The organism is Lysinibacillus sp. NPDC097231, assembly GCF_044761885.1.
In the GTDB taxonomy this organism is placed as follows: Bacteria; Bacillota; Bacilli; order Bacillales_A; family Planococcaceae; genus Lysinibacillus.
On record NZ_JBIWDH010000007.1, the window covers coordinates 97,391 to 117,010 of the forward strand.

19 protein-coding genes are annotated in these 19,620 nt (G+C 36.7%); 9 read left to right on the forward strand and 10 right to left on the reverse strand.

What is annotated here, in order from left to right:
* Positions 1-172: 172 nt before the first annotated feature.
* Positions 173-2,470 (forward strand): YhgE/Pip family protein, encoded by a 2,298-nt coding sequence (locus ACIQXF_RS06835; RefSeq protein WP_402780483.1) that lies wholly within the window; start codon positions 173-175, stop codon positions 2,468-2,470.
* 80 nt (positions 2,471-2,550) lie between these two features.
* A complete protein-coding gene (locus ACIQXF_RS06840) occupies positions 2,551-3,060 on the forward strand; it encodes a PCYCGC motif-containing (lipo)protein (RefSeq protein WP_402780486.1) in 510 nt (169 codons plus the stop codon).
* 173 nt (positions 3,061-3,233) lie between these two features.
* On the opposite strand, the gene ACIQXF_RS06845 is transcribed toward ACIQXF_RS06840, so the two are convergent.
* Positions 3,234-3,770 (reverse strand): hydrolase, encoded by a 537-nt coding sequence (locus ACIQXF_RS06845; RefSeq protein ID WP_402780489.1) that lies wholly within the window; start codon positions 3,768-3,770, stop codon positions 3,234-3,236.
* Positions 3,771-4,321: 551 nt separating this feature from the next.
* Between ACIQXF_RS06845 and serC the strand changes: the two genes are divergently transcribed.
* Positions 4,322-5,410, forward strand: a complete 1,089-nt coding sequence (serC, locus tag ACIQXF_RS06850) for a 3-phosphoserine/phosphohydroxythreonine transaminase (protein WP_402780492.1) — start codon at positions 4,322-4,324, stop codon at positions 5,408-5,410.
* Between the two features lie 162 nt (positions 5,411-5,572).
* Here serC and ACIQXF_RS06855 read toward each other — a convergent pair whose 3' ends face one another.
* The 4 genes from ACIQXF_RS06855 to ACIQXF_RS06870 are packed head-to-tail and all read right to left on the reverse strand — an operon-like array spanning position 5,573 to position 7,744.
* The gene (locus tag ACIQXF_RS06855) at positions 5,573-6,001 is read right to left on the reverse strand and encodes a Fur family transcriptional regulator (RefSeq protein ID WP_402780495.1); all 429 of its coding nucleotides are present in this window, start codon (positions 5,999-6,001) and stop codon (positions 5,573-5,575) included.
* A complete protein-coding gene (locus tag ACIQXF_RS06860) occupies positions 5,998-6,861 on the reverse strand; it encodes a metal ABC transporter permease (RefSeq protein WP_402780498.1) in 864 nt (287 codons plus the stop codon). Before ACIQXF_RS06860 ends, ACIQXF_RS06855 begins: the two co-directional genes overlap by 4 nt.
* 14 nt (positions 6,862-6,875) lie before the next feature.
* Positions 6,876-7,622: a metal ABC transporter ATP-binding protein gene (locus ACIQXF_RS06865; RefSeq protein WP_402780501.1), complete on the reverse strand. Its 747-nt coding sequence runs from the start codon at positions 7,620-7,622 to the stop codon at positions 6,876-6,878.
* Positions 7,619-7,744 (reverse strand): hypothetical protein, encoded by a 126-nt coding sequence (locus tag ACIQXF_RS06870; RefSeq protein WP_402780504.1) that lies wholly within the window; start codon positions 7,742-7,744, stop codon positions 7,619-7,621. The genes ACIQXF_RS06865 and ACIQXF_RS06870 overlap by 4 nt, the downstream gene beginning before the upstream one ends.
* A gap of 319 nt (positions 7,745-8,063) precedes the next feature.
* On the opposite strand from ACIQXF_RS06870, the gene ACIQXF_RS06875 reads away from it, so the two are divergent.
* A complete protein-coding gene (locus ACIQXF_RS06875; RefSeq protein ID WP_402780507.1) occupies positions 8,064-8,300 on the forward strand; it encodes an endonuclease IV in 237 nt (78 codons plus the stop codon).
* Positions 8,301-8,354: 54 nt separating this feature from the next.
* Here ACIQXF_RS06875 and ACIQXF_RS06880 read toward each other — a convergent pair whose 3' ends face one another.
* Together ACIQXF_RS06880 and ACIQXF_RS06885 are read right to left on the reverse strand one after the other, a co-directional pair.
* The gene (locus tag ACIQXF_RS06880; RefSeq protein WP_402780510.1) at positions 8,355-9,248 is read right to left on the reverse strand and encodes a deoxyribonuclease IV; all 894 of its coding nucleotides are present in this window, start codon (positions 9,246-9,248) and stop codon (positions 8,355-8,357) included.
* Between the two features lie 12 nt (positions 9,249-9,260).
* Positions 9,261-10,562 carry a DEAD/DEAH box helicase gene (locus ACIQXF_RS06885; protein ID WP_402780513.1) on the reverse strand — a complete coding sequence of 434 codons (1,302 nt, stop codon included), beginning with the start codon at positions 10,560-10,562 and terminating at the stop codon, positions 9,261-9,263.
* A gap of 352 nt (positions 10,563-10,914) precedes the next feature.
* Between ACIQXF_RS06885 and ACIQXF_RS06890 the strand changes: the two genes are divergently transcribed.
* Genes ACIQXF_RS06890 through ACIQXF_RS06900 form a run of 3 tightly spaced genes read left to right on the forward strand, consistent with a single transcriptional unit; the run spans position 10,915 to position 13,308 of the window.
* Entirely contained in the window at positions 10,915-11,142 is a 228-nt protein-coding gene (locus ACIQXF_RS06890) for a FeoA family protein (protein WP_402780516.1), read from the forward strand.
* Positions 11,139-13,118: a ferrous iron transport protein B gene (feoB, locus tag ACIQXF_RS06895; RefSeq protein ID WP_402780519.1), complete on the forward strand. Its 1,980-nt coding sequence runs from the start codon at positions 11,139-11,141 to the stop codon at positions 13,116-13,118. Before ACIQXF_RS06890 ends, feoB begins: the two co-directional genes overlap by 4 nt.
* A 10-nt stretch (positions 13,119-13,128) precedes the next feature.
* Positions 13,129-13,308 carry a FeoB-associated Cys-rich membrane protein gene (locus tag ACIQXF_RS06900; protein WP_402780522.1) on the forward strand — a complete coding sequence of 60 codons (180 nt, stop codon included), beginning with the start codon at positions 13,129-13,131 and terminating at the stop codon, positions 13,306-13,308.
* Positions 13,309-13,437: 129 nt separating this feature from the next.
* Here the strand turns inward: ACIQXF_RS06900 and ACIQXF_RS06905 are convergent, their stop codons facing one another.
* A complete protein-coding gene (locus ACIQXF_RS06905) occupies positions 13,438-15,126 on the reverse strand; it encodes a methyl-accepting chemotaxis protein (protein ID WP_402780525.1) in 1,689 nt (562 codons plus the stop codon).
* A 368-nt stretch (positions 15,127-15,494) separates the two neighbouring features.
* Between ACIQXF_RS06905 and vrrA the strand changes: the two genes are divergently transcribed.
* Together vrrA and ACIQXF_RS06915 are read left to right on the forward strand one after the other, a co-directional pair.
* Positions 15,495-16,040, forward strand: coding sequence for a VrrA/YqfQ family protein (vrrA, locus tag ACIQXF_RS06910; protein ID WP_402780528.1), 546 nt, complete (start codon positions 15,495-15,497; stop codon positions 16,038-16,040).
* 73 nt (positions 16,041-16,113) lie between these two features.
* Complete coding sequence (locus tag ACIQXF_RS06915; protein WP_402780531.1) at positions 16,114-17,082, forward strand: 4-hydroxy-3-methylbut-2-enyl diphosphate reductase; 969 nt, start codon at positions 16,114-16,116, stop codon at positions 17,080-17,082.
* Positions 17,083-17,130: 48 nt separating this feature from the next.
* Here ACIQXF_RS06915 and ACIQXF_RS06920 read toward each other — a convergent pair whose 3' ends face one another.
* Together ACIQXF_RS06920 and ACIQXF_RS06925 are read right to left on the reverse strand one after the other, a co-directional pair.
* Complete coding sequence (locus tag ACIQXF_RS06920; protein WP_402780534.1) at positions 17,131-17,832, reverse strand: response regulator; 702 nt, start codon at positions 17,830-17,832, stop codon at positions 17,131-17,133.
* A 127-nt stretch (positions 17,833-17,959) separates the two neighbouring features.
* Positions 17,960-19,540: an ATP-binding protein gene (locus ACIQXF_RS06925; RefSeq protein WP_483869724.1), complete on the reverse strand. Its 1,581-nt coding sequence runs from the start codon at positions 19,538-19,540 to the stop codon at positions 17,960-17,962.
* Positions 19,541-19,620: the final 80 nt, after the last annotated feature.

Genomic DNA, 19,620 nt, shown 5'->3' on the forward strand with positions numbered 1-19,620 from the left:
TACACTAAAAATACCCTAATTTTAGTGCATTCACGAATGATTATAAAGTGTTTTTAAAACCTAGTAAACTAATTTGTCTTTGAAAATAAGTTTCCCCGCAATTCAAACATAATTTATCTCACATTTGGGAAGATACATATATAAAACTTAATACGAAGGTGGAGTGGTTAATATGAAACTCGCTATCCAACATGTTTTTCAAATTTATAAACGCGATATCCATAATATTTTAACAAACTGGGTAGTTGCTGTCATTATTGGAGGACTCATCTTTTTACCTTCTCTTTATGCGTGGCTCAATATTTATGCCTCTATGGATCCCTATGCGCATACGACCAATATGAAAATTGCTATTGTCAATGAAGATATAGGAACGAATGTTAGGGGAGAAGATATTAACGTTGGAAATGAGGTAGTAGATAATTTAGGTGCAAATAAAAACTTTGCATGGCAGTTTACATCTCGTGAAAAAGCCATTGATCATTTAAAAAATGGGGACTATTTTGCGTTGATTGTGATCCCTAGTGATTTTTCTCAAAAACTAACCTCAATACTTTCGAATCAGCCAACAAAAGCAAATATCGATTATTATGTAAATGAAAAAATAAATCCAATTGCACCCAAAATTACTAGTAAAGGTGCCAGTGTCCTTACCCAGCAAGTTTCTAGTGAATTTGTATCAACTGTCAACGGAACACTCTTCTCCATTTTTAATACGATCGGTGTTGAGATGGAAAAAGATATTCCTGACTTTAGAAAATTTGAAAGTTATGTTTTTACCATTGAACAACATCTTCCTGATATTGAAACGTTTTTAGCAAAAACCGCTCAAGGTGGAAAAGAAGCTGAGACATTATTAGACCATACAATGACTAAAATACCTGAGGTTGAAAAATTAACAAATGATGGTCAAACAACTATTCAACAGGGTTTAAAACTAATGAATGAAGCTGAGACATTGTTCAACCAGCTATCTCCAACCATAAAAAAGGATTTAGGAACTGTACAAAATATTGCTCAACATTTTTCAGAAATAGTAGAGAAGCTACAAAATGCTAATGCGAGTACAGCTACCATTACGCAAACAAAAGAAATAGTCCAAAAACAGCTTGAGACATCTCGTGAGAAGATAAAAAATAGCATTCAAACACTTGAAGCACTTCAAAAATTAACGCAAGCTGATGCTGAGGCGCGTAAGCAGCTAGAAAACACACTGCAAAACATCATTACTACACTTCAGCAAAGCAATACTGATGGCGCAAATAATAAAGTCATTGAACAACTGGAAGCCTTACATGGAGATTTACAGGCCAATCCTAGTTTAATCGATCATTCTTTAAATGCTCTAACATCATTAAATCAATTAGATACTTCGTTAACAGATACCTTAAGTAAAATAAAGCAGTTAGATCAAACTGATATAGAAACGATTAAAAAAGATATCGCTGATGTTCAAAGTGTTGCACAAAATGCTGCGAACAATCTTAATCAATTTCTGACCTATTATAACGATCAGCTAGAACCGCATATTCATACGACCTTGTCTACTGCGAAAAATACTTTAACAAATGCTTCATCTATGTTATCGGATGTAAAAAATTTCATCCCTCAAGCAACAGATCGTTTGACAGATGCCAAGAATTCATTAGATACGGCCAATAAGACCATTAGTAAAGTACAATCTGAATTTCCAACTCTCAGCGCAAAAATTCGAGGTCTTGCAGATAAGCTGCGAACATTAGAAAGTGAAGCTGATATTTCCGAAATCGTTCAATTATTGAAAAATGATGTGAATGCTGAGCGAAATTTCTTTGAAGAGCCTATTAAGCTCGAGGAGCATAGAATGTTTCCAATTGCTAATTATGGTACAGCCATGACACCCTTTTACACGGTGCTTTCCATCTGGGTTGGTTGTTTATTATTAATTTCACTTTTATCTGTAGATATTCACAGTAATACTCAGTACGGCATTCGTGAAATATACTTTGGACGTTTATTAACATTTGCAACTTTTTCATTTATACAAACACTCATTATTACAATTGGAGATTATGTTCTTTTAGATGGATCAATTAGTGCACCTTTTAACTTTATATTATTTGGGCTTTTTATAAGCGTAACGTTTGTTACGGTTGTCTATACACTAGTATCGGTATTTGGAAACGTTGGAAAAGCATTAGCCATTGTGATGTTAGTACTACAGATTGCAGGTTCTGGCGGCACATATCCTGTTGAATTACTACCGAAGTTCTTCCAAATAATAAATCCATTTTTACCTTTTACTTACGCTATAGAAATGATGCGTGAGGCAGTTGGAGGTATTATTTGGACAAAGGTATGGGTTGATGTTGCCTTTTTATCTTGCTTCTGGCTAACCTTTATATTATTTGGTTTCTTCTTAAAAAAATTACTAAGTGAGAAAATGGAACTTTTGATGAACAAAACACGCGGGTCAGATATATTTCATTGATTTCCGCCTGCGCTTCCTATAAATGTTAAGGGGAACAATGTTATAATGAAAATATTGTAAACATGTAGGAGGCGCTTTTTTTGAAAAAACTTATATTTATTTTTGCTATGTCGTTATTAGTGTTAAGTGCTTGCGGTAAAGATAAACAAAGTGTTGAAAAAAATCACAACGAAACGCAGACAGAAGCTTCACATGAAGGACATGAACATGCTTCTGGAGATATACAGGAGGAAACTGCATCAGCTGATGTATTACCATCGTTTTTAGAGAATCAATCTGAAAATATTCGCTTAGTGTATCAAATCGCTGGACAGTCAACAGAAATTCTAGAGTGGATACCATGCTATTGTGGCTGTGGTGAATCAGTTGGACACAAAAGTAATCTAAACTGCTTTATTCAGGAAAAGCGTAAGGATGGATCTATCGTCTGGGATGATCACGGTACCCGCTGTATCGTTTGCCTTGAAATCGCTGTCCAATCGGCAAAAATGCATAAAGATGGCATGAGTCTCAAAGAAATTCGCCAAACAATTGATGACACATATAAAGAAGGCTATGCCAAACCAACGCCTACTGATATGCCCGCATAATAACAAAAAGATGCTGAGACAAAAGTGTTTCAGCCAACAAAAATACCGAACTATCCAATAAAACGCTCATGAAGTGTTTCGGAATAGTTCGGTTTTTCTATTTATCATGTTTTATTAATTTAGAGATTATTTCGGCTTTAAAGGAACCATTTAGTTATGTCCCAGCTTCTTTGTTATTTTACTAGCTGTAGCACCGTTTTAAAATGCGGATGATCTGCACATTGTAGTAACTCATATAAAATCATTTCCGTGCTTGTAGGTAAAATACCAAGTGCGTTCATCTTTGCTAAACCTATCTCTTTATTGCCTTTGGTACGAGAGGACACTGCATCTACAACAACTTCTACCTCTAGTCCCTGTTCTTTCAGTTGTCGTGCAGTTTGGTATACACAAATATGCGTTTCGATTCCCGTAATGATAAATTGAGAACGACCACTTGCCTTCAATGCAGCAACAAACTCTTGTTCCTGACAAGCACTAAAAGCCATTTTCGCTATTGGTTGCCCTTGAAGATGTTGAGCAATATCTAAGGCAGTACCACCTAAACGACCTGGATTTTGTTCTAGCCATAAAACCGGTACCTCCAATGCTTTCATTGCTTGTACCAACTTGGATATATTGTGAATCACTTCTTCACTCTCGTCTACAATTGTCGCTAACTTACCTTGTACATCAACGACAATCAAACATGCTTCTTCTACTGTAAACATTCAAACACCCCTTTGCACATAGTCACACTCCATTATACCGAAATTGCTTGGTTTATGTAGGAAATAAGGAATAAGAGCCTCATTGCCCCATTAAGCTTGGTTTCATAGTAGAATATGATTACAAAGAAGCTTACAATTAAATCTATCCCCGCAAATAAACACGAACATTTTATTGATTCAATTAACTTCCAGGGTACAAATTACGAAAGACAAATCAATTTACGCCTATTTATACGTTTGTTCGTTCGTGTTTAAATCAAAAAAGCTAGATGAATTTAACTTAATTTTGTACAATTTGTTGCAAGCCTGACGTTATTCTGCTTAAATATTGAGAATTTTATTTTTTCTCTTGAAAATTGCGTTATAATCCAGTAAAGTGCTTTTATCCCGCTTTAACGATCGATAAGTCGCCGCCCTCAAGATAGAAGGTCAGTTATAGGCGATTAGCTACCGTTGAAGCACATGGTTCGACTAGAAATCTGCGGAGGAAGAATAACCTCCTTCTCTGATTGAAGTTTCACCTTATTAAACAAAACAAGGAGTGTACCACTTTGACACAACGTGCATACAATTTTAACGCAGGCCCATCAGCATTACCGCTAGAAGTATTAGAAAAAGCCCAACAGCAATTAGCAAACTTCCGTGATTCAGGTATGTCAATTATGGAGATGAGCCATCGCAGTGCTATTTTCGATGAAGTACATAATGAAGCAATTGCTTTATTAAAAAAGCTTTATGCTATCCCAGAAAACTATGAAGTTCTTTTCCTTCAAGGTGGAGCAAGTCTTCAATTCACTATGGTACCTATGAACTTCCTTCAAGCAGATCAAAAGGCAAGCTACGTATTATCAGGCTCATGGTCTGAAAAAGCATTCAAAGAGGCTAAATTTTTTGGTACGCCTGTTGAAGCAGCTAGTACAAAAGAAAACCAATACCGTAATATCCCAGCGTTAGCCGACATTCAGTTCAATGAAAATGATGCATATGTCCATATCACTTCAAACAATACGATTTACGGTACACAATGGACGGAATACCCTGAAACAGGTAATGTACCGTTAGTTGCGGATATGTCTAGTGATATTCTTTCAAAACCAATTGATGTAAGCAAATTTGGTCTTATCTATGCCGGGGCTCAAAAAAATCTTGGCCCATCAGGTGTAACAGTTGTCATTATTCGTAAAGATCTATTAGAAAAGGCAAATAAAAATATCCCTACAATGTTAAAATACACAACACATGCTGACAGCAACTCTTTATACAATACACCTCCAACTTTTGGTATCTATATGTTAGGTGAAGTATTAAAGTGGGTGGAATCTAAAGGCGGCGTTGCTGAAATTGCGAAGCATAATGAATTAAAGGCAAAAGTAATTTACGATGCTATCGACAATAGTAATGGCTTCTATAAAGGTCATGCAACACCTGAAAGCCGTTCTTTAATGAACATTACTTTCCGTGTCACTGATGAAGAGCTTGAAAAGCAATTCCTTGTTGAAGCAAAAGCAGCAGGATTCGTTGGACTAAATGGACATCGTTCTGTAGGTGGTTGCCGTGCTTCTACTTATAATGCTGTACCATTAGAGGCCTGTGAAGCATTACGCGACTTCATGGTAGCTTTCCAACAAAAACATCAATAATCAAAAAAACAGGGCTGTCTAACCTGTCAAATAGACTGTGGAAATAATCAAAATACACTTAGCGGCTTGAGTCCCGATTACTAATGGACTCAGGCCTTTTCTTTTCCTTTTTTTCTTAAAATAAGCAATACATTAATAGAAAATAAAAAACTCTGTCAAAGGTTATTTTGACAGAGTTTCATGTTTACATTCAGGACATTTACCATAAATCTCGAATTTATGATTTTCAATCTCATAGTCTGGAAGTTTTTCTCCAAGCATTTCCATAGGGCAAACATTTAGCTCCTTGACATTACCACAATCCATACAAATAAAATGATGGTGATGATGTGCAGACTCACAATGCATACGGAAATTACGTTCTCCGGATAGTTCTGTTTCCTCCAATATTCCAAGCTTCACAAATGTTGCTAAGTTGCGATAAATCGTATCAAAACTCATGCCTGGAAAATCTTTTTTTATAACATCTAGTAAGTCACGGGCAGTTAGATATTTATCAGTTGCTGCAAACATATCTAATATTAACTCCCGCTTATCTGTTTTTTTATAGCCGTTCTCTTTTAAAATTTCCCACGCTCTTGAAATATTCACTGTGCTACCTCCCCTTGTTTTGCAGCCATTTTAAATACTACTTTTTTACCTAGTATCACAAGTAACAAAATGAAGATGGAAGTGACCACAATTGTACCACCTGGCGCTAAATCTAAATAATAAGCACTTACTAAACCGATTAACACAGCCGTTTCGCCAAACACAATTGCATAGATAATCGTTTGCTTAAAGCCCTTTGCTAGTCGCATGGCAGCAGCCACTGGTAAAGTCATAAGGGAAGACACCAGCAAAATACCAACAATTCTCATACTTGCCGCAATGACAAGTGCTGTCACAATCATAAATAGCAGATGAATCCAACGTGCAGGTAAACCACTAGCTTTTGCATATTCCTCGTCAAACGATAAGACAAAAAGCTCCTTAAAAAATAAAAACAAAAAGAGGATAACAACAGCAGCAATTCCAACTACTACCCATAAGTCCTGCCGTGACACAGCTGATACTGAACCAAATAAATAGCTCATTAAATCCGTGCTAAAGCCACTTGCTAGCGAGATAAATATAGCACTAATACCAATCCCACCTGACATAATAATCGGAATGGCAAGCTCTTCATAGTGCTTATATAAACGTCTAAGACGCTCAATTAGTATCGAACCACTGACAGAGGCAAGTATACCTAAATAAATTGGATTTAGCATAGCCAAGGCTGATACAGATTGACTGATGAATAGACTCCCTGCTATACCTGCTAACGTAACATGTGATAAAGCATCTGCAATAAGTGAAAGCCTTCGAACGACAATAATGACACCTAGAAGAGGTGCCAATACGCCGATTAATAGCCCAGAAAAAAAGGCGTTTTGTAAAAATTCGTAGTGTAATATTGCTTCAATCATTGAGCCTTCTCCTTCTAGTGAATCTTTCTCACAGAATGGCCATACCAAGCATCGAGCGCATCCTGAGAAATTGTATCGAATTCATTTTTGTAACCATGGAAGTGTATCGTTTGATTTAAACATGCCACATGACTGATGCGGTTGGACACTGTATCGACATCATGAGTGACAAGAATCATTGTAATTCCCTGTTCCCGATTTAATTTCGCTAGCATATCATAAAATGACTGCACATTCTCATGATCAATGCCAACAGTTGGTTCATCTAATATAAGTAGCCTCGGTTCACTAACTAGGGCTCTTGCAATAAAGACTCGTTGCTGTTGCCCACCCGATAGCTCACCAATATTGCGATTCGTAAAAGCCTCCATTCCAACGGCTTTTAATGCTTCTTGCACTTTTCCTTTTGCATCTCGTCCAGGTCTTTTAAATAGCCCTAATTTTTTGGTTAATCCGCTTTTCACTACCTCCTGGACGGTTGCTGGAAATCCTGAATTGAAGGCATTGGATTTTTGTGACACATACCCTATCCATTCACGATGCTTAAAAGTTGCGCTTGGTTCACCAAATAGCTTTATTTCTCCAGACATTGGTTTTAATAATCCTAAAATAATTTTTAATAAAGTAGATTTCCCAGAACCGTTTGGACCGAGAAGTGCTAAAAAATCTCCCTCTTCTACACGGAAAGAGATATTTTTTAATACTTGCGTATAGTCATATTGAAATGACACGTTCTTAATGTCAATTAATGCTTCTTTCATGTATGCTCGCTTCCTTCTAATTCAAAATCATTACGATTTACAAATTGTAAGTATAAATGAAAGTACAGTTTTTGTAAAGAAAATAAGATTGGTTCATCATCATAACTTGGATTGATTTTCATTTCGACTAGGCACTTTCCTGATGGTCTCCAGTCTTCACTCCCATCGACTTATGCACGTACTTTAATATTCTAGCAAATATCATTATCAACTTTCGGTGATGCTTCATAAGAATGCTATTTTAACTGGCAATAATTAGATACATTTAGATGTCACTTTTGGCTGGTCAAAGTCTAAACAAATTTGTTATTTGAAAAGCTAATAATTTTAAGCTGGAATAGGCACTGTCACTTTTAAAGTGATGGTTTTTATAGCTGTCACGTCATTCATAACTAGGATTTCGTTTCAGGACACTAAAAACATTATAAAGGAGGATTAGCTTTGAGTATTCAATTTTTGCAGCAATTAGCACAAAGTAGTGATAAGGAAATTGTTGCGATTGCTCGTACTGAGGGATTTGAAATTACGACGTCTGAAGTAAAAAAACTTCGGCCCCATTTGGAGCAATTCTCATTTTCATGGCTTTTTTTAGGTATTCCGAAAGATATACTTGTAGAAGTTGAGGCTGTTTTAGGTAGAAAGCGTTCTCGACAACTTATCGCATTGTTTACCAAATAATAATAGAGCCCGAAAATCAGTATTACTTCTAGCTGATTTCGGGCTCATTATTTTTTATCCTTTTAGACCATTTATTAACTCAGGTTTAAATTCACCGTTAAGTAGCATCTCTATTTCGTGTTTATATGGGGCCGATTTTGATTTGGCATCACTATTTAATGCAACATATGGCGTTTCTAAGATTTTAGGAATCTCTTTTAATTGTGGATGATGTACCACGTAGTTTAATGCGTCAAAGCCAATATGACCAAAGCCAATATTTTCGTGACGGTCTTTTCTTGCACCACGAACATTTTTAGAGTCATTAATATGAAGGACTTTAATGCGATCGACACCGATCATTTTATCAAACTCATTCAATACGCCATCGAAATCCTCTACGATATTGTAACCAGCATCATGAGTATGACAAGTATCAAAACATACGGATAGACGCTCATTATTTGTAACGCCATCTATAATTTTAGCAAGCTCTTCAAAGGATCGACCACATTCAGTTCCCTTCCCTGCCATCGTTTCTAGTGCAATTTGTACAGGGTAATCCTGTGACAGCACTTCATTTAAACCTTCAATAATCTTGGCTATCCCTGCATCTGCACCGGCACCGACATGAGCACCAGGATGCAAAACAATTTGTGTAGCTTCTAATGCAGCTGTACGTTCGATTTCAGATTGTAAGAAATCTACACCAAGACGGAAAGTTTCTGGCTTTTCCGTATTCGCAATATTGATAATGTACGGAGCATGAACAACAATATTTGTCATCCCATGCTCTTTCATGTGTAGTAGACCGTTCATAATATTAAGGTCAGCAATTGCCTTACGACGGGTATTCTGTGGTGCCCCTGTATAAATCATAAAGGTATTTGCCCCATATGAAAGGGCCTCTTTACTTGATCCCAGCAGCATTTCTTTTCCGCTCATTGAAACATGTGATCCAAGTAACATTAGAATGCCTCCTTACTTTTTACCGCGATTTTTTAAGCGACGTTCGCGTTTTTTGATTTTTTCCATTTCCCATTTCATATTACGCTTATAGCCTGGTTTTACTTTTTTCGGTTTACGAACCAATGCTTTTGCTTTTACATCGATTTCATTTTCATGCTTGACACGATTTTTTCGAGCATGACGATCTTTTAGTTCAGACCATTCTCCATCTTTTACGTCTTTTTGTACAAATGGAATGCCCATTTTTTCAACACGAATTAAAGCATCCTCATCAGATGGCTCAAACAATGTGATAGCAGTTCCTTTATTTCCTGCACGAGCTGTACGTCCTACACGATGAATAAAGAATTCTAAGTCCTCTGGAATTTCGTAGTTGATGACATGTGAAATTCCTTGAATATCGATACCACGTGCAGCAAGATCTGTTGCAACAATATATTGATAGTCCAATTCACGAATTTGTTTCATCATTTTTTTACGATCACGCGGGCTTAAATCACCATGTATTTGTCCACAACGGATGCCATGCTCATTTAAATAGCTGGCAACTTGCTCCGCATTTTTACGTGTGTTTGTAAAAATGACAGCCAAAAACGGATTTATGCCTTCAATTACATCCAACAAACGTTTATTGCGGGATTTAGATCGCACTGGTACAAGCACAAAGTCAATGCCTTCTGCAACTGGGCGTTTATCGTTCATGTGGATGTGCACTGGTGCTTCCATATATTTTTTTAAGAAAGGCTGAAGCTTTTCTGGAATCGTTGCAGAGAAGACATACATCTCAAGCTTTTCTGGCATTTGGGAAGCAAAACCATCAATCTCCTCTATGAAACCCATATCGAAGGCTAGGTCAGCCTCATCGACAACTAAAATTGGCGCAGTATGCACAAATAACGCTTGCTCTGAAACGAGATCACGAATACGTCCTGGTGTCCCCACTACAATTTGTGGTTGCGTTTTTAACTTATCAATAGAGCGTTGTTTGTCCGTACCCCCAATAAATAATTTCGCTTGAATAGTTGTTCCTTCTATTAATTGATTTAACGCATCGAAAATCTGTTGTGCAAGCTCACGTGTTGGTGAAGTAATAATAGCTTGTACTTCCTGCTTGTCAGGTTCAATACGTTGCACAATCGGAATTAAAAAACTATGTGTTTTTCCTGTCCCTGTATGTGCCTGCCCGATTGCACTCTTCCCTTTTAATAGTAGCGGAATGATTTCCTTTTGAATTGGCGTTGGTTCTGTAAAGCCAAGTTCTGCAATTGCGTCCTGCAAAAATGGCTGAAAATTATAATCAGTATATTTTGACATAATTCGTTCCTCCTAACATCTTTCCCATTGTATCATGATTCGAACTTTTAGGTATATTAACGTCCTATTATCTCAAGCATGAACATTATTTTGTATTTTTATCATAGCTATTGCCAAGCCCTTATCAAAGTTACTCGAAATGCTGTTAATATGCAATAAAAAAAGCGCTGTAATGCTGTTGAAGTATTAGTATTTTTTATGTCAATTTATTGTTACCCGACATAAGACTTCCACTGTAAGGTATAGTTATATTTGAATAATGCTGCGGCAAACTTTTTATTGATAGACGAGATAAAAAATGATAAGATTTATTTGATAATGATTATCACTCACAAGGAAGTAGGTAGATCTCATGAACCTTCATGCGGTTCAGTTGGGGGAACATGTTAAAGTAAAAGACCTTCAGCAAGTTGATTCCCTTTTATCTAAACGTTTACAAGCTTTTGGCATAAAAGAAGGCTGCCAAATTTGTATGGTCCAAAAAGGATGGTTTTCTGGAGCATGTATATTAGAATGCCAAGGACAGAAAGTTGGGCTTAGAAAAAGGGATTTAATGGATATAAAGGTCGAACAATTATGAGCAGATTAGCTTTAATAGGAAACCCCAATATCGGTAAAACATCATTGTTCAATACGTTAACAAATTCATATGAATATGTTGGCAATTGGAGTGGTGTAACCGTTGAAAAAAAAGTAGGACAAGTAAAAAAACTACAAAAAGAAATTATAGATTTACCTGGTGTATATACACTTAACCCAATTTCAAGAGATGAAAGTGTTGTTACTTCATTTTTACTTGAAGATCAGGTAGATGGAATTTTAAATATTATTGATGCCTCTAATTTCGAACGAAATATGCAATTAACTGTAGATATCCTTGAACTTAGAAAACCAGTTTTCATTTGTTTAAATATGATTGATGTAGCGAAAAAGAAGGGTATTTCAATTGATGTTGAGAAATTACAGAGTTCTTTAGGGGTACCTGTTCTTCCAATAAGCGCTCGGACTGGGAAAGGCGTTGAAGGTCTTTATGCTGCTATTCAATCCCCAGACTGTACCCAACAACGTTTTACATTAACCTATGATGACCTAATTGAAGAAGGTATCTCGAAAATTAAAGCATTATTACAGCATATTCCTGAGGAACAAAGAAGATGGTGTACCATTCAATTTTTAATGGGAAATGAGGCTGTTGACGCTTATTTAAAAGAAAAGGAAGACTTTGAACAGCTTGCTGCAATGCGAGATGCTTTAGAGATGCAAATAGGTGAACCATTAAATAAAGCTATTGCTAAAAAACGTGATTTATATATTTCTAGCATCTACAGCGAAGTAATCATACAAGAGAAAAGTGAAACACAATGGTCAGAGAAAGTTGATAGAATTTTAACACATCCAGTTTTAGGTATTCCGATTTTCTTAGCACTAATGTATTTAATGTTTCAAGCAACGTTTGCATGGATCGGTACACCTCTTTCTGATTACCTAGATGGCTTTGTAGGCGGACCACTTACAGATACTGTTACTCAAGGCTTAGAAGCTATTGGTGCTGCACCTTTTATTATCCGTTTAATATGTGATGGGATAATTGCAGGTGTTGGCGGTGTCTTAGTTTTCATACCACAAATCTTTGTTCTATTTTTCTTTATTTCACTATTAGAGGACTCTGGATATATGGCGAGAATCGCTGTTGTCATGGATCGTCTTATGGAATTTTTCGGCTTAAACGGCAAAGCCTTTATTCCGATGATTGTTAGTTTTGGATGTAATGTTCCTGGCGTAATGGCTGCCAGAACAATTGAACATCCAAAGGAACGTTTATTAACCATTCTTGTAGCTCCGTTTATGAGCTGTTCAGCAAGATTACCTGTATATGCTTTGTTTGGTGCAGCATTCTTTACAGAACATCAATCTTTAGTTGTATTTTCCCTATATGTACTGGGAATAGTAATAGCGCTTATTGTGACGAAAATATTATCTATGACCATTTTGAAAAATGAAACTTCCGTTTTCTTCGTTGAATTACCCGCCTATCATGTACCACAGCTTAAAACACTTTGGCGTTCTACCTGGGAAAAAGGAAAAGGATTTTTACGTAAGGCTGGTACGATAATCTTTGCTGGCTCCGTAATCATTTGGCTCCTTTCTTATTTAGGACCACAAGGCGTTAATGTCGACATGGATGATAGCTTTTTAGCACTTATCGGGGGCGCTTTTGGAGTGTTGTTTATTCCGCTTGGATTCGGAACATGGCAAGCTGGTGCATCCCTTATTTCCGGATTCCTTGCAAAAGAAGTGATTGTATCGACAATGGCCATTATTTATGGTGTGAGCGAGGGTGTATTATCTTCAACAATGACAACTCATTTTAACGCATTAAGTGCCTATACGTTCCTAGCCTTTGTCTTACTTTATATGCCTTGCTTAGCCACAGTCGGTGCCATAAAAAGAGAAACCCAGTCCTTTAAATGGACATTATTTGCTACAATATATCCATTTGTAGTCGCATACTTCATTGCACTTATCATTTATGGTATTGGGAATTTATTTATATGAGGTGTTGAGAATGACTTTATTGATTAATATCTTAATCGGTTGTATTATATTTGGCTATGCAGGAATTACCTTATATAAGAGCATTAAAAAGCAGAAGAAAGGCAAATGTGCAGCATGCTCATTACAGAAGAGTTGTTCCACTAACGCTTGTGTACCTCCTTCTAAACTAAATGATTTTTCCCATAAATAATACGTGCTTTTGCAAAAAATATAGCGAGGTAGTGCCAATTGATTATTCATATCTTTGGAGCTACCTCGTTTTTTTGTTCATAAAAAAGACTGTAGTGGTTGATAATTGGCTCCCCACTACAGTTCTGTCTTAAATTTTAAATTTATTAATCTCTTCCTTCACCAACATTGCTTCTTCACTTAATGATTTGGCAACAGCATTAATCTCTTCAATAGTTGCTGTTTGCTCTTCAATTGTCGATGCGATTGTTTCAGATTGTTGTGCAGCATGAGTGGCAGAAGAGGACATTTCATTTACCGATGCAGCCATTTCTTCTGAGCTTGCAGAAATTTGTTGTGTAGATGCAGAAACATCTTCGATTTGAGAAGTCATTTCACTAATTGCTTTCAAGATTCCATCGAAGGCATTTTGTGCATTTTGGATGAATGTCACACCCTCATCGACATTTAACACTGTTACGCTTACAGCTTTGTCCACTTCCTTCATTTCCTGCTGAATCTGCGCGATTAAATCCACAATTTGATTGGCAGATGCTTTGGATTGCTCAGCTAATGTACGCACTTCATCTGCCACGACTGCGAATCCTTTCCCATGCTCTCCTGCACGAGCTGCCTCTATAGCAGCATTTAATGCTAACAGATTTGTTTGCTCTGTAATATCTGAAATTACTTTCGTAATCGTAACAATTTCAGCTGATTGTGCATTTAGCTGCTTAATGCGTTCATTTGTTGTATTAGAAGATTGCTGGATAACCGACATTTGATTCTCTGCGATATGTAATGTTTTTTCGCCTTCGTTTGCTATAGATTGTGTATCTACTGCTTTTGAATGAAGCGTCTGAGTAGCTTCCGCAATTCGTTGAACCCCTTTGGCAGTTTCATCCATCGCAATTGAACTTTCACGACCAGTAGCAGCAGCTTGATTATCACTTGTCGCCATTTTTTCTACTAAGTTAGCAATATCATTAGATGACTGTGATATTTCATCTGTGCTTGCAGCTAATTGTTCAGCTGCTGATGTTGAATGTTCAACATTTACGGTCATGCTATGTATTAGTGAATGTAAATTAGACTTCATTAAATTAAAGGAATCCGCTAATTTTTTAATTTCATCTTTTGTTCTGACTTCAATATCCTCTTGACACAAATCTCCTTTAGCAATTACCTCCACTGCAGAAGTAAGCTTACTTACAGGAACAACGATAGAACGTACAAAAATAAAACCTACTACTATACAAATGATTAAAATAATGCTGAATATCCATAAGAACCACTGTTCATTTTCATCAATATGCTTTTCAACATCGGCTAGAGAATTTTGCATTTCTGTGATACTTTCTTTCTGGAAGATATCTACTTTTTTATTAATTTCAACAGATGTAGTATCAAATTCAAGCATAATTTTATTACCTTGTTCTGGTCCATCTTGGATATAGCTATTAGCCATTTTCTTTCCAGTGCTATAATAGTCATCAAAAGCTACCTTAATGGCATCTAATTTTTCCTGATATTGTGGTTGTAAATTTTTAAGCTTTTCTAAATCCCGATAAAAAATTTCGCTATAATTTTCAGCTTGCTTAAAGCCGTCATCTAAATTATTGAGTGCTCTTGTAGCACTAATATCTGTCAAATATTGTTGAACCTGTACAACTGATAACTTCATCTCATCTGCTAGTAATGCTGATTGAAGTGTCTTCTCTTTCATTAAGTGTACTTGCGCTAATTGGGATTTGGCGTTTTGTTGCTGAAAAATCCCCATAATTAATACTAATAATACGATAATCCCAAATGACACAATACTTCTCACTTTAATTGTCACAGTATCCCCCCTATTTTAAATTCCTATAAAAAATAACATCCCATGCTTTTGATGATGATTCTTTATAAAATCATCTTATCGAAACCATCTACACAATTTATTTACATGCAAATAACAAAGCCTTAACTAACAAAACATTATACTATTACAAACAGCTGGATAAGTGAAAAAAGTGTGTACTTTTTGAGAATTTTCCCTACATATCAACTACTTTGGAACGGGAAGAATTACGTAGATATAGAGTAAGATCTCTCACAATCATCCTAATTGCTTATTTGTCTTAGTCGAACGCTATCATAGCCATCTGCATATCATATCTATAATCGGGTATGTCATCAATGATAAACAAGTATTGAAAGGAGATCATTATGGTATTTAGACCACCTTATCAGTTCCCTATGTATCCGGGCGGCATGAGGATGCCCATGCAAATGCCGATGCAAATGCCCATGCAAATGCCAATGCCAACACCTCCTCAGATGTCACCGCAGTCCTTTTTCACGCCTGGAGGCTTCCCTGCCCAACCACGAATTCCGGGTGGCTTTCCAATGTCCAATGGAATAGGGACATTTGGAGGGCAAATGCCGATGCCAACTATGCAGGAGCCTTCAAAAATCGGTTCATTTTTACAGCAAGCGAATAGTTTATTCAACTCTGCCAAAACATATACGCCTTACATTCAGCAAGCAATGCCGATGGTAAAAAATATCCCGTCACTTTTAAAACTGTATAAAGGATTTCAAGGTCTCCCTGCTGCAGGAGCTGCCGCGGGGGCTGGAGCAGTAGCTGCTGGTGCTGCAGCAAGCGATGGTAAAGGTTCTAGTAAAAGCCGAAGAGAGTCGCGGCAAAATGCATCACTTACTCCTCCTGAACCACTTCCATCCAAACCACGTATTTTCCAACCACCTATGTAGATGAACGTTTCTTTGTATTCGCTGTCCCTGTCCGTTATAATGTAGATAGGTAAGCTTGAAAGGAGTCACAACCATGCAAGTATTAAAAATTAATCCACGTGGCTATTGCTACGGTGTTGTAGATGCGATGGTTATCGCTCGAAACGCCGCACTCGATAAAACATTACCAAGACCTATCTACATTTTAGGTATGATTGTGCATAATAAACATGTCACAGATGCCTTTGAAGAGGATGGCATCATCACATTAGATGGCGATAATCGTTTAGAAATTATTGAACAAGTTGAAACAGGCACTGTTATTTTCACAGCGCATGGTGTTTCACCTGAAATTCGTGAAATTGCGAAGCGAAAAGGCTTAGTGTCCATTGATGCTACATGTCCTGACGTAACAGTTACACACGATTTAATTCGTGAAAAATCAGCAGAAGGCTATGATATTATTTATATCGGTAAAAAAGGCCATCCAGAGCCAGAGGGAGCCATTGGCGTTGCACCAGATCATGTGCATTTAGTACAGTCATCCACTGATATTGATGCATTAAATTTAACAAATGATAAATTATTGGTTACAAATCAAACAACTATGAGTCAATGGGATGTTGCTCATTTAATGGATAGTTTAAAAGAGAAATTCCCACATATTGAAGTGCATAAAGAGATTTGTTTGGCAACACAAGTACGTCAAGAGGCAGTTGCTCAGCAAGCTGGGGAAGCCGATTTACTTATTGTTGTTGGTGACCCAAAATCCAATAACTCGAATCGTTTAACGCAAGTGTCTGTTGAAATTGCAGGGACACCATCCTATCGAATCGCAGACGTTTCTGAGTTAAAAATTGAATGGTTAAAAGGAATTAATACTGTCGCTGTAACAGCAGGGGCTTCGACGCCAACGCCGATTGTAAAAGAAGTTATTTCATTTCTTGAGCAATTTGAGGAAAATGACGAGTCTACTCACATCATCAAGCGTACTGTTACATTAGACAAGATTTTACCTAAAATTAAAACGCCAAAGCCTGTCGAAAAAATTATGCCATACTAATATAGCCATAAAAAATCCTGATTGCCTATAGGACAATCAGGGTTTTCGTTATTTACTAAAATAATAATTTACTGGACGACCAATGCCACCATAATGCACATCCATCGTAATTTCTTCTTGCTTCTCTAAATAATCTAAGTATCGTCTTGCTGTTACACGGGCAATGCCTACTCCACTCGCAACTTCTTCAGCAGATGCTCCTTCTACGGATTGCAAGTAGTGCACAACTTTTTCAAGTGTTGCCCGATTAAAGCCTTTAGGTAAACTTTTTTCTGAACGTAAAATATTTGGTTGCTCCAACGTGTTATGCTCGCTATGATAATGGAATAGCTGATCAAGCTCTCCTTGTGTTAGCTCACGTTCTATTTGCATGCGCTTTTTAAAACGCAAATAATTTTCAAGTGTTCCTTGTACTCGTTCAAACGAAAAAGGCTTCATAATATAATCAAAGACACCAAGATGCAGTACTTGCTTTACAGTTTCCATATCGTTAGCAGCGGTTACCGTAATGACATCTACTGATAATTTGAGTTCACGAATTTTTCTTAAGCTCGTCACCCCATCCTGCTCTGGCATGAAAATATCCATAAATACTAAATCTGGTTTAAGTTTACGTATTTGGGCAATCCCCTCAATGCCATTTGAGGCTTGTCCAATTACTTGGAATCCGGCTACCTTTTCAATAAATTGGCGATTCACTTCTCGCACCATCGGATCATCCTCTATTAATAACACCCTTATCTGTGACACTGTCAGCCCTCCATACACTCTTTTCTATCTCTATATGAGCAAATTTTCATCTAAGGAAGCATTTATGCAGAGTGTTGCACTGTTCCTATAAAATTTTTAGCTACTGCAACAACATCCAATACTATTATTAAGAATGGTAAAAAGTTATTAAAAAGCTTGTACCCTTATTCGGTTCACTTATGACCTCTATTTCACCTTGCCCTTTTTGCACGATTTCTTTTATTAAATAAAGTCCAATACCTCGTCCTTTTTTCTCTTTTGTTGAATAGCCATTATCAAAAATTCGTGCCTTTACCTTATCTGACATACCTATTCCATTATCCGTTACTAAGATAGCTAGTACATCATCATCTTCATCCACTGAAACATGGACAATCTTATCTTCAATTTGTGTATCTCTTAATGCATCAATGGCATTTTCAATTAAGTTACCAAATAAAATGACGAAATCATGATGATCTAAATTGTTTGGAAATGTCGTAAGGCGACTTTCTCGATCAATCTCAAGCTGAATTCCCTGCTCTTTTGCATAGGAAATTTTACTAAGTAATAGTCCTGAAATGTTTTCATTTTTAATACGTTCATTTAAGAAGTTTGTAATCTCATCATGTTCTTCCTTCACTTGTGTTAAATAGGAAAGTGCCTGGTCATGATGTCCAAGTTGTAACAGACCAGCAATTGTATGCAATTTATTTTTATGCTCATGTGTTTGGACACGTAATGCTTGGACAAATGCCTTTACACCCGTTAATTCCTCCGCAAGCTTTTTCACTTCTGTACGGTCCTTAAACATTGCCACAGCCCCAACCGTTTCTCCATTTACTTGTATAGGTATACGATTACTCATAATACTATGATCATTAATATAGAGCTCTCGATTAAAAATGGGGTAATCTAGCTCCAAAATTTCAGGTAATCGCGTATCAGGCAACACATCATAAATTTTCTTTCCTATTAGTGTTGACGGTCTTTGGTGGACACATAATATATCACAAGCTTTTTCATTAAAAATCGTAATTGTCAATTCATTATCAATTGCAATGATTCCTTCATGCATCGCGTTAAAGGTTTCTGTTCGTTCTACGTACATTTTAGCAATTTCATGAGGCTCTAACCCAAACATTTGCTTTTTCATATGAAGCCCTAACGTATGGGCACCCCATGCACTAAATAAAAGAGACAATAATAATGTAATGATTAATTCCGTTTGGATGGATTGTAGTAATTCAGCTACAGTTAAAACACTATAGCCTACCACAACGACTCCTATTTGTCTTCCTTCATTATTCATGATGGGTACGAATGCTCGTACCATATCTCCGTGTTCACCATGTGCAATGGATGTATAATAATGCTCGGAAAAGGCAGCGTTTAAATCCCCTGATTGTGAAACTTGACCTATCTCATCAGGATTTGGATGAGAATACTTACGTCTTAGCATATCTAGTACAACAATATATTGTGCGCCATTTATATCACGTATTTCTTCCACTACAGGATTAATGTGATTTGTAGCCTCATGAAAATCATCGTGTACAATGTAAGTTTTTAGTTCAGGAAGCTGTGATACAGTTTTTGCTACAAGCAAAGCCTGATTTCCAAGCTTATCCTTCTGCTCATGCATCACAAACCCAAGCAAAAATGTACCACCTATACTAAAGGAAAGCATGAGAATAAAAAAAGTCAAAGACATAATTTTTCCCTTCATCGATAACTTTTGAAATTTCAAGATTTGCGCCTCCCTCTACTATATTTTAGCTTACTCCATATGTTAGAATAACAAAAACA

Bases quoted from the DNA above. Each gene is read 5' to 3' on its own strand.
- feoB (WP_402780519.1), top strand. From the start codon at position 11,139: ATGAGCAGATTAGCTTTAATAGGAAACCCCAATATCGGTAAAACATCA.
- ACIQXF_RS06835 (WP_402780483.1), top strand. From the start codon at position 173: ATGAAACTCGCTATCCAACATGTTTTTCAAATTTATAAACGCGATATC.
- ACIQXF_RS06880 (WP_402780510.1), bottom strand. From the start codon at position 9,248: ATGTTACTTGGATCACATGTTTCAATGAGCGGAAAAGAAATGCTGCTG.
- ACIQXF_RS06860 (WP_402780498.1), bottom strand. From the start codon at position 6,861: ATGATTGAAGCAATATTACACTACGAATTTTTACAAAACGCCTTTTTT.
- ACIQXF_RS06890 (WP_402780516.1), top strand. From the start codon at position 10,915: ATGAACCTTCATGCGGTTCAGTTGGGGGAACATGTTAAAGTAAAAGAC.
- ACIQXF_RS06870 (WP_402780504.1), bottom strand. From the start codon at position 7,744: ATGAAAATCAATCCAAGTTATGATGATGAACCAATCTTATTTTCTTTA.
- ACIQXF_RS06925 (WP_483869724.1), bottom strand. From the start codon at position 19,540: ATGAAGGGAAAAATTATGTCTTTGACTTTTTTTATTCTCATGCTTTCC.
- ACIQXF_RS06900 (WP_402780522.1), top strand. From the start codon at position 13,129: ATGACTTTATTGATTAATATCTTAATCGGTTGTATTATATTTGGCTAT.
- ACIQXF_RS06885 (WP_402780513.1), bottom strand. From the start codon at position 10,562: ATGTCAAAATATACTGATTATAATTTTCAGCCATTTTTGCAGGACGCA.
- vrrA (WP_402780528.1), top strand. From the start codon at position 15,495: ATGGTATTTAGACCACCTTATCAGTTCCCTATGTATCCGGGCGGCATG.
- ACIQXF_RS06845 (WP_402780489.1), bottom strand. From the start codon at position 3,770: ATGTTTACAGTAGAAGAAGCATGTTTGATTGTCGTTGATGTACAAGGT.
- ACIQXF_RS06915 (WP_402780531.1), top strand. From the start codon at position 16,114: ATGCAAGTATTAAAAATTAATCCACGTGGCTATTGCTACGGTGTTGTA.
- ACIQXF_RS06865 (WP_402780501.1), bottom strand. From the start codon at position 7,622: ATGAAAGAAGCATTAATTGACATTAAGAACGTGTCATTTCAATATGAC.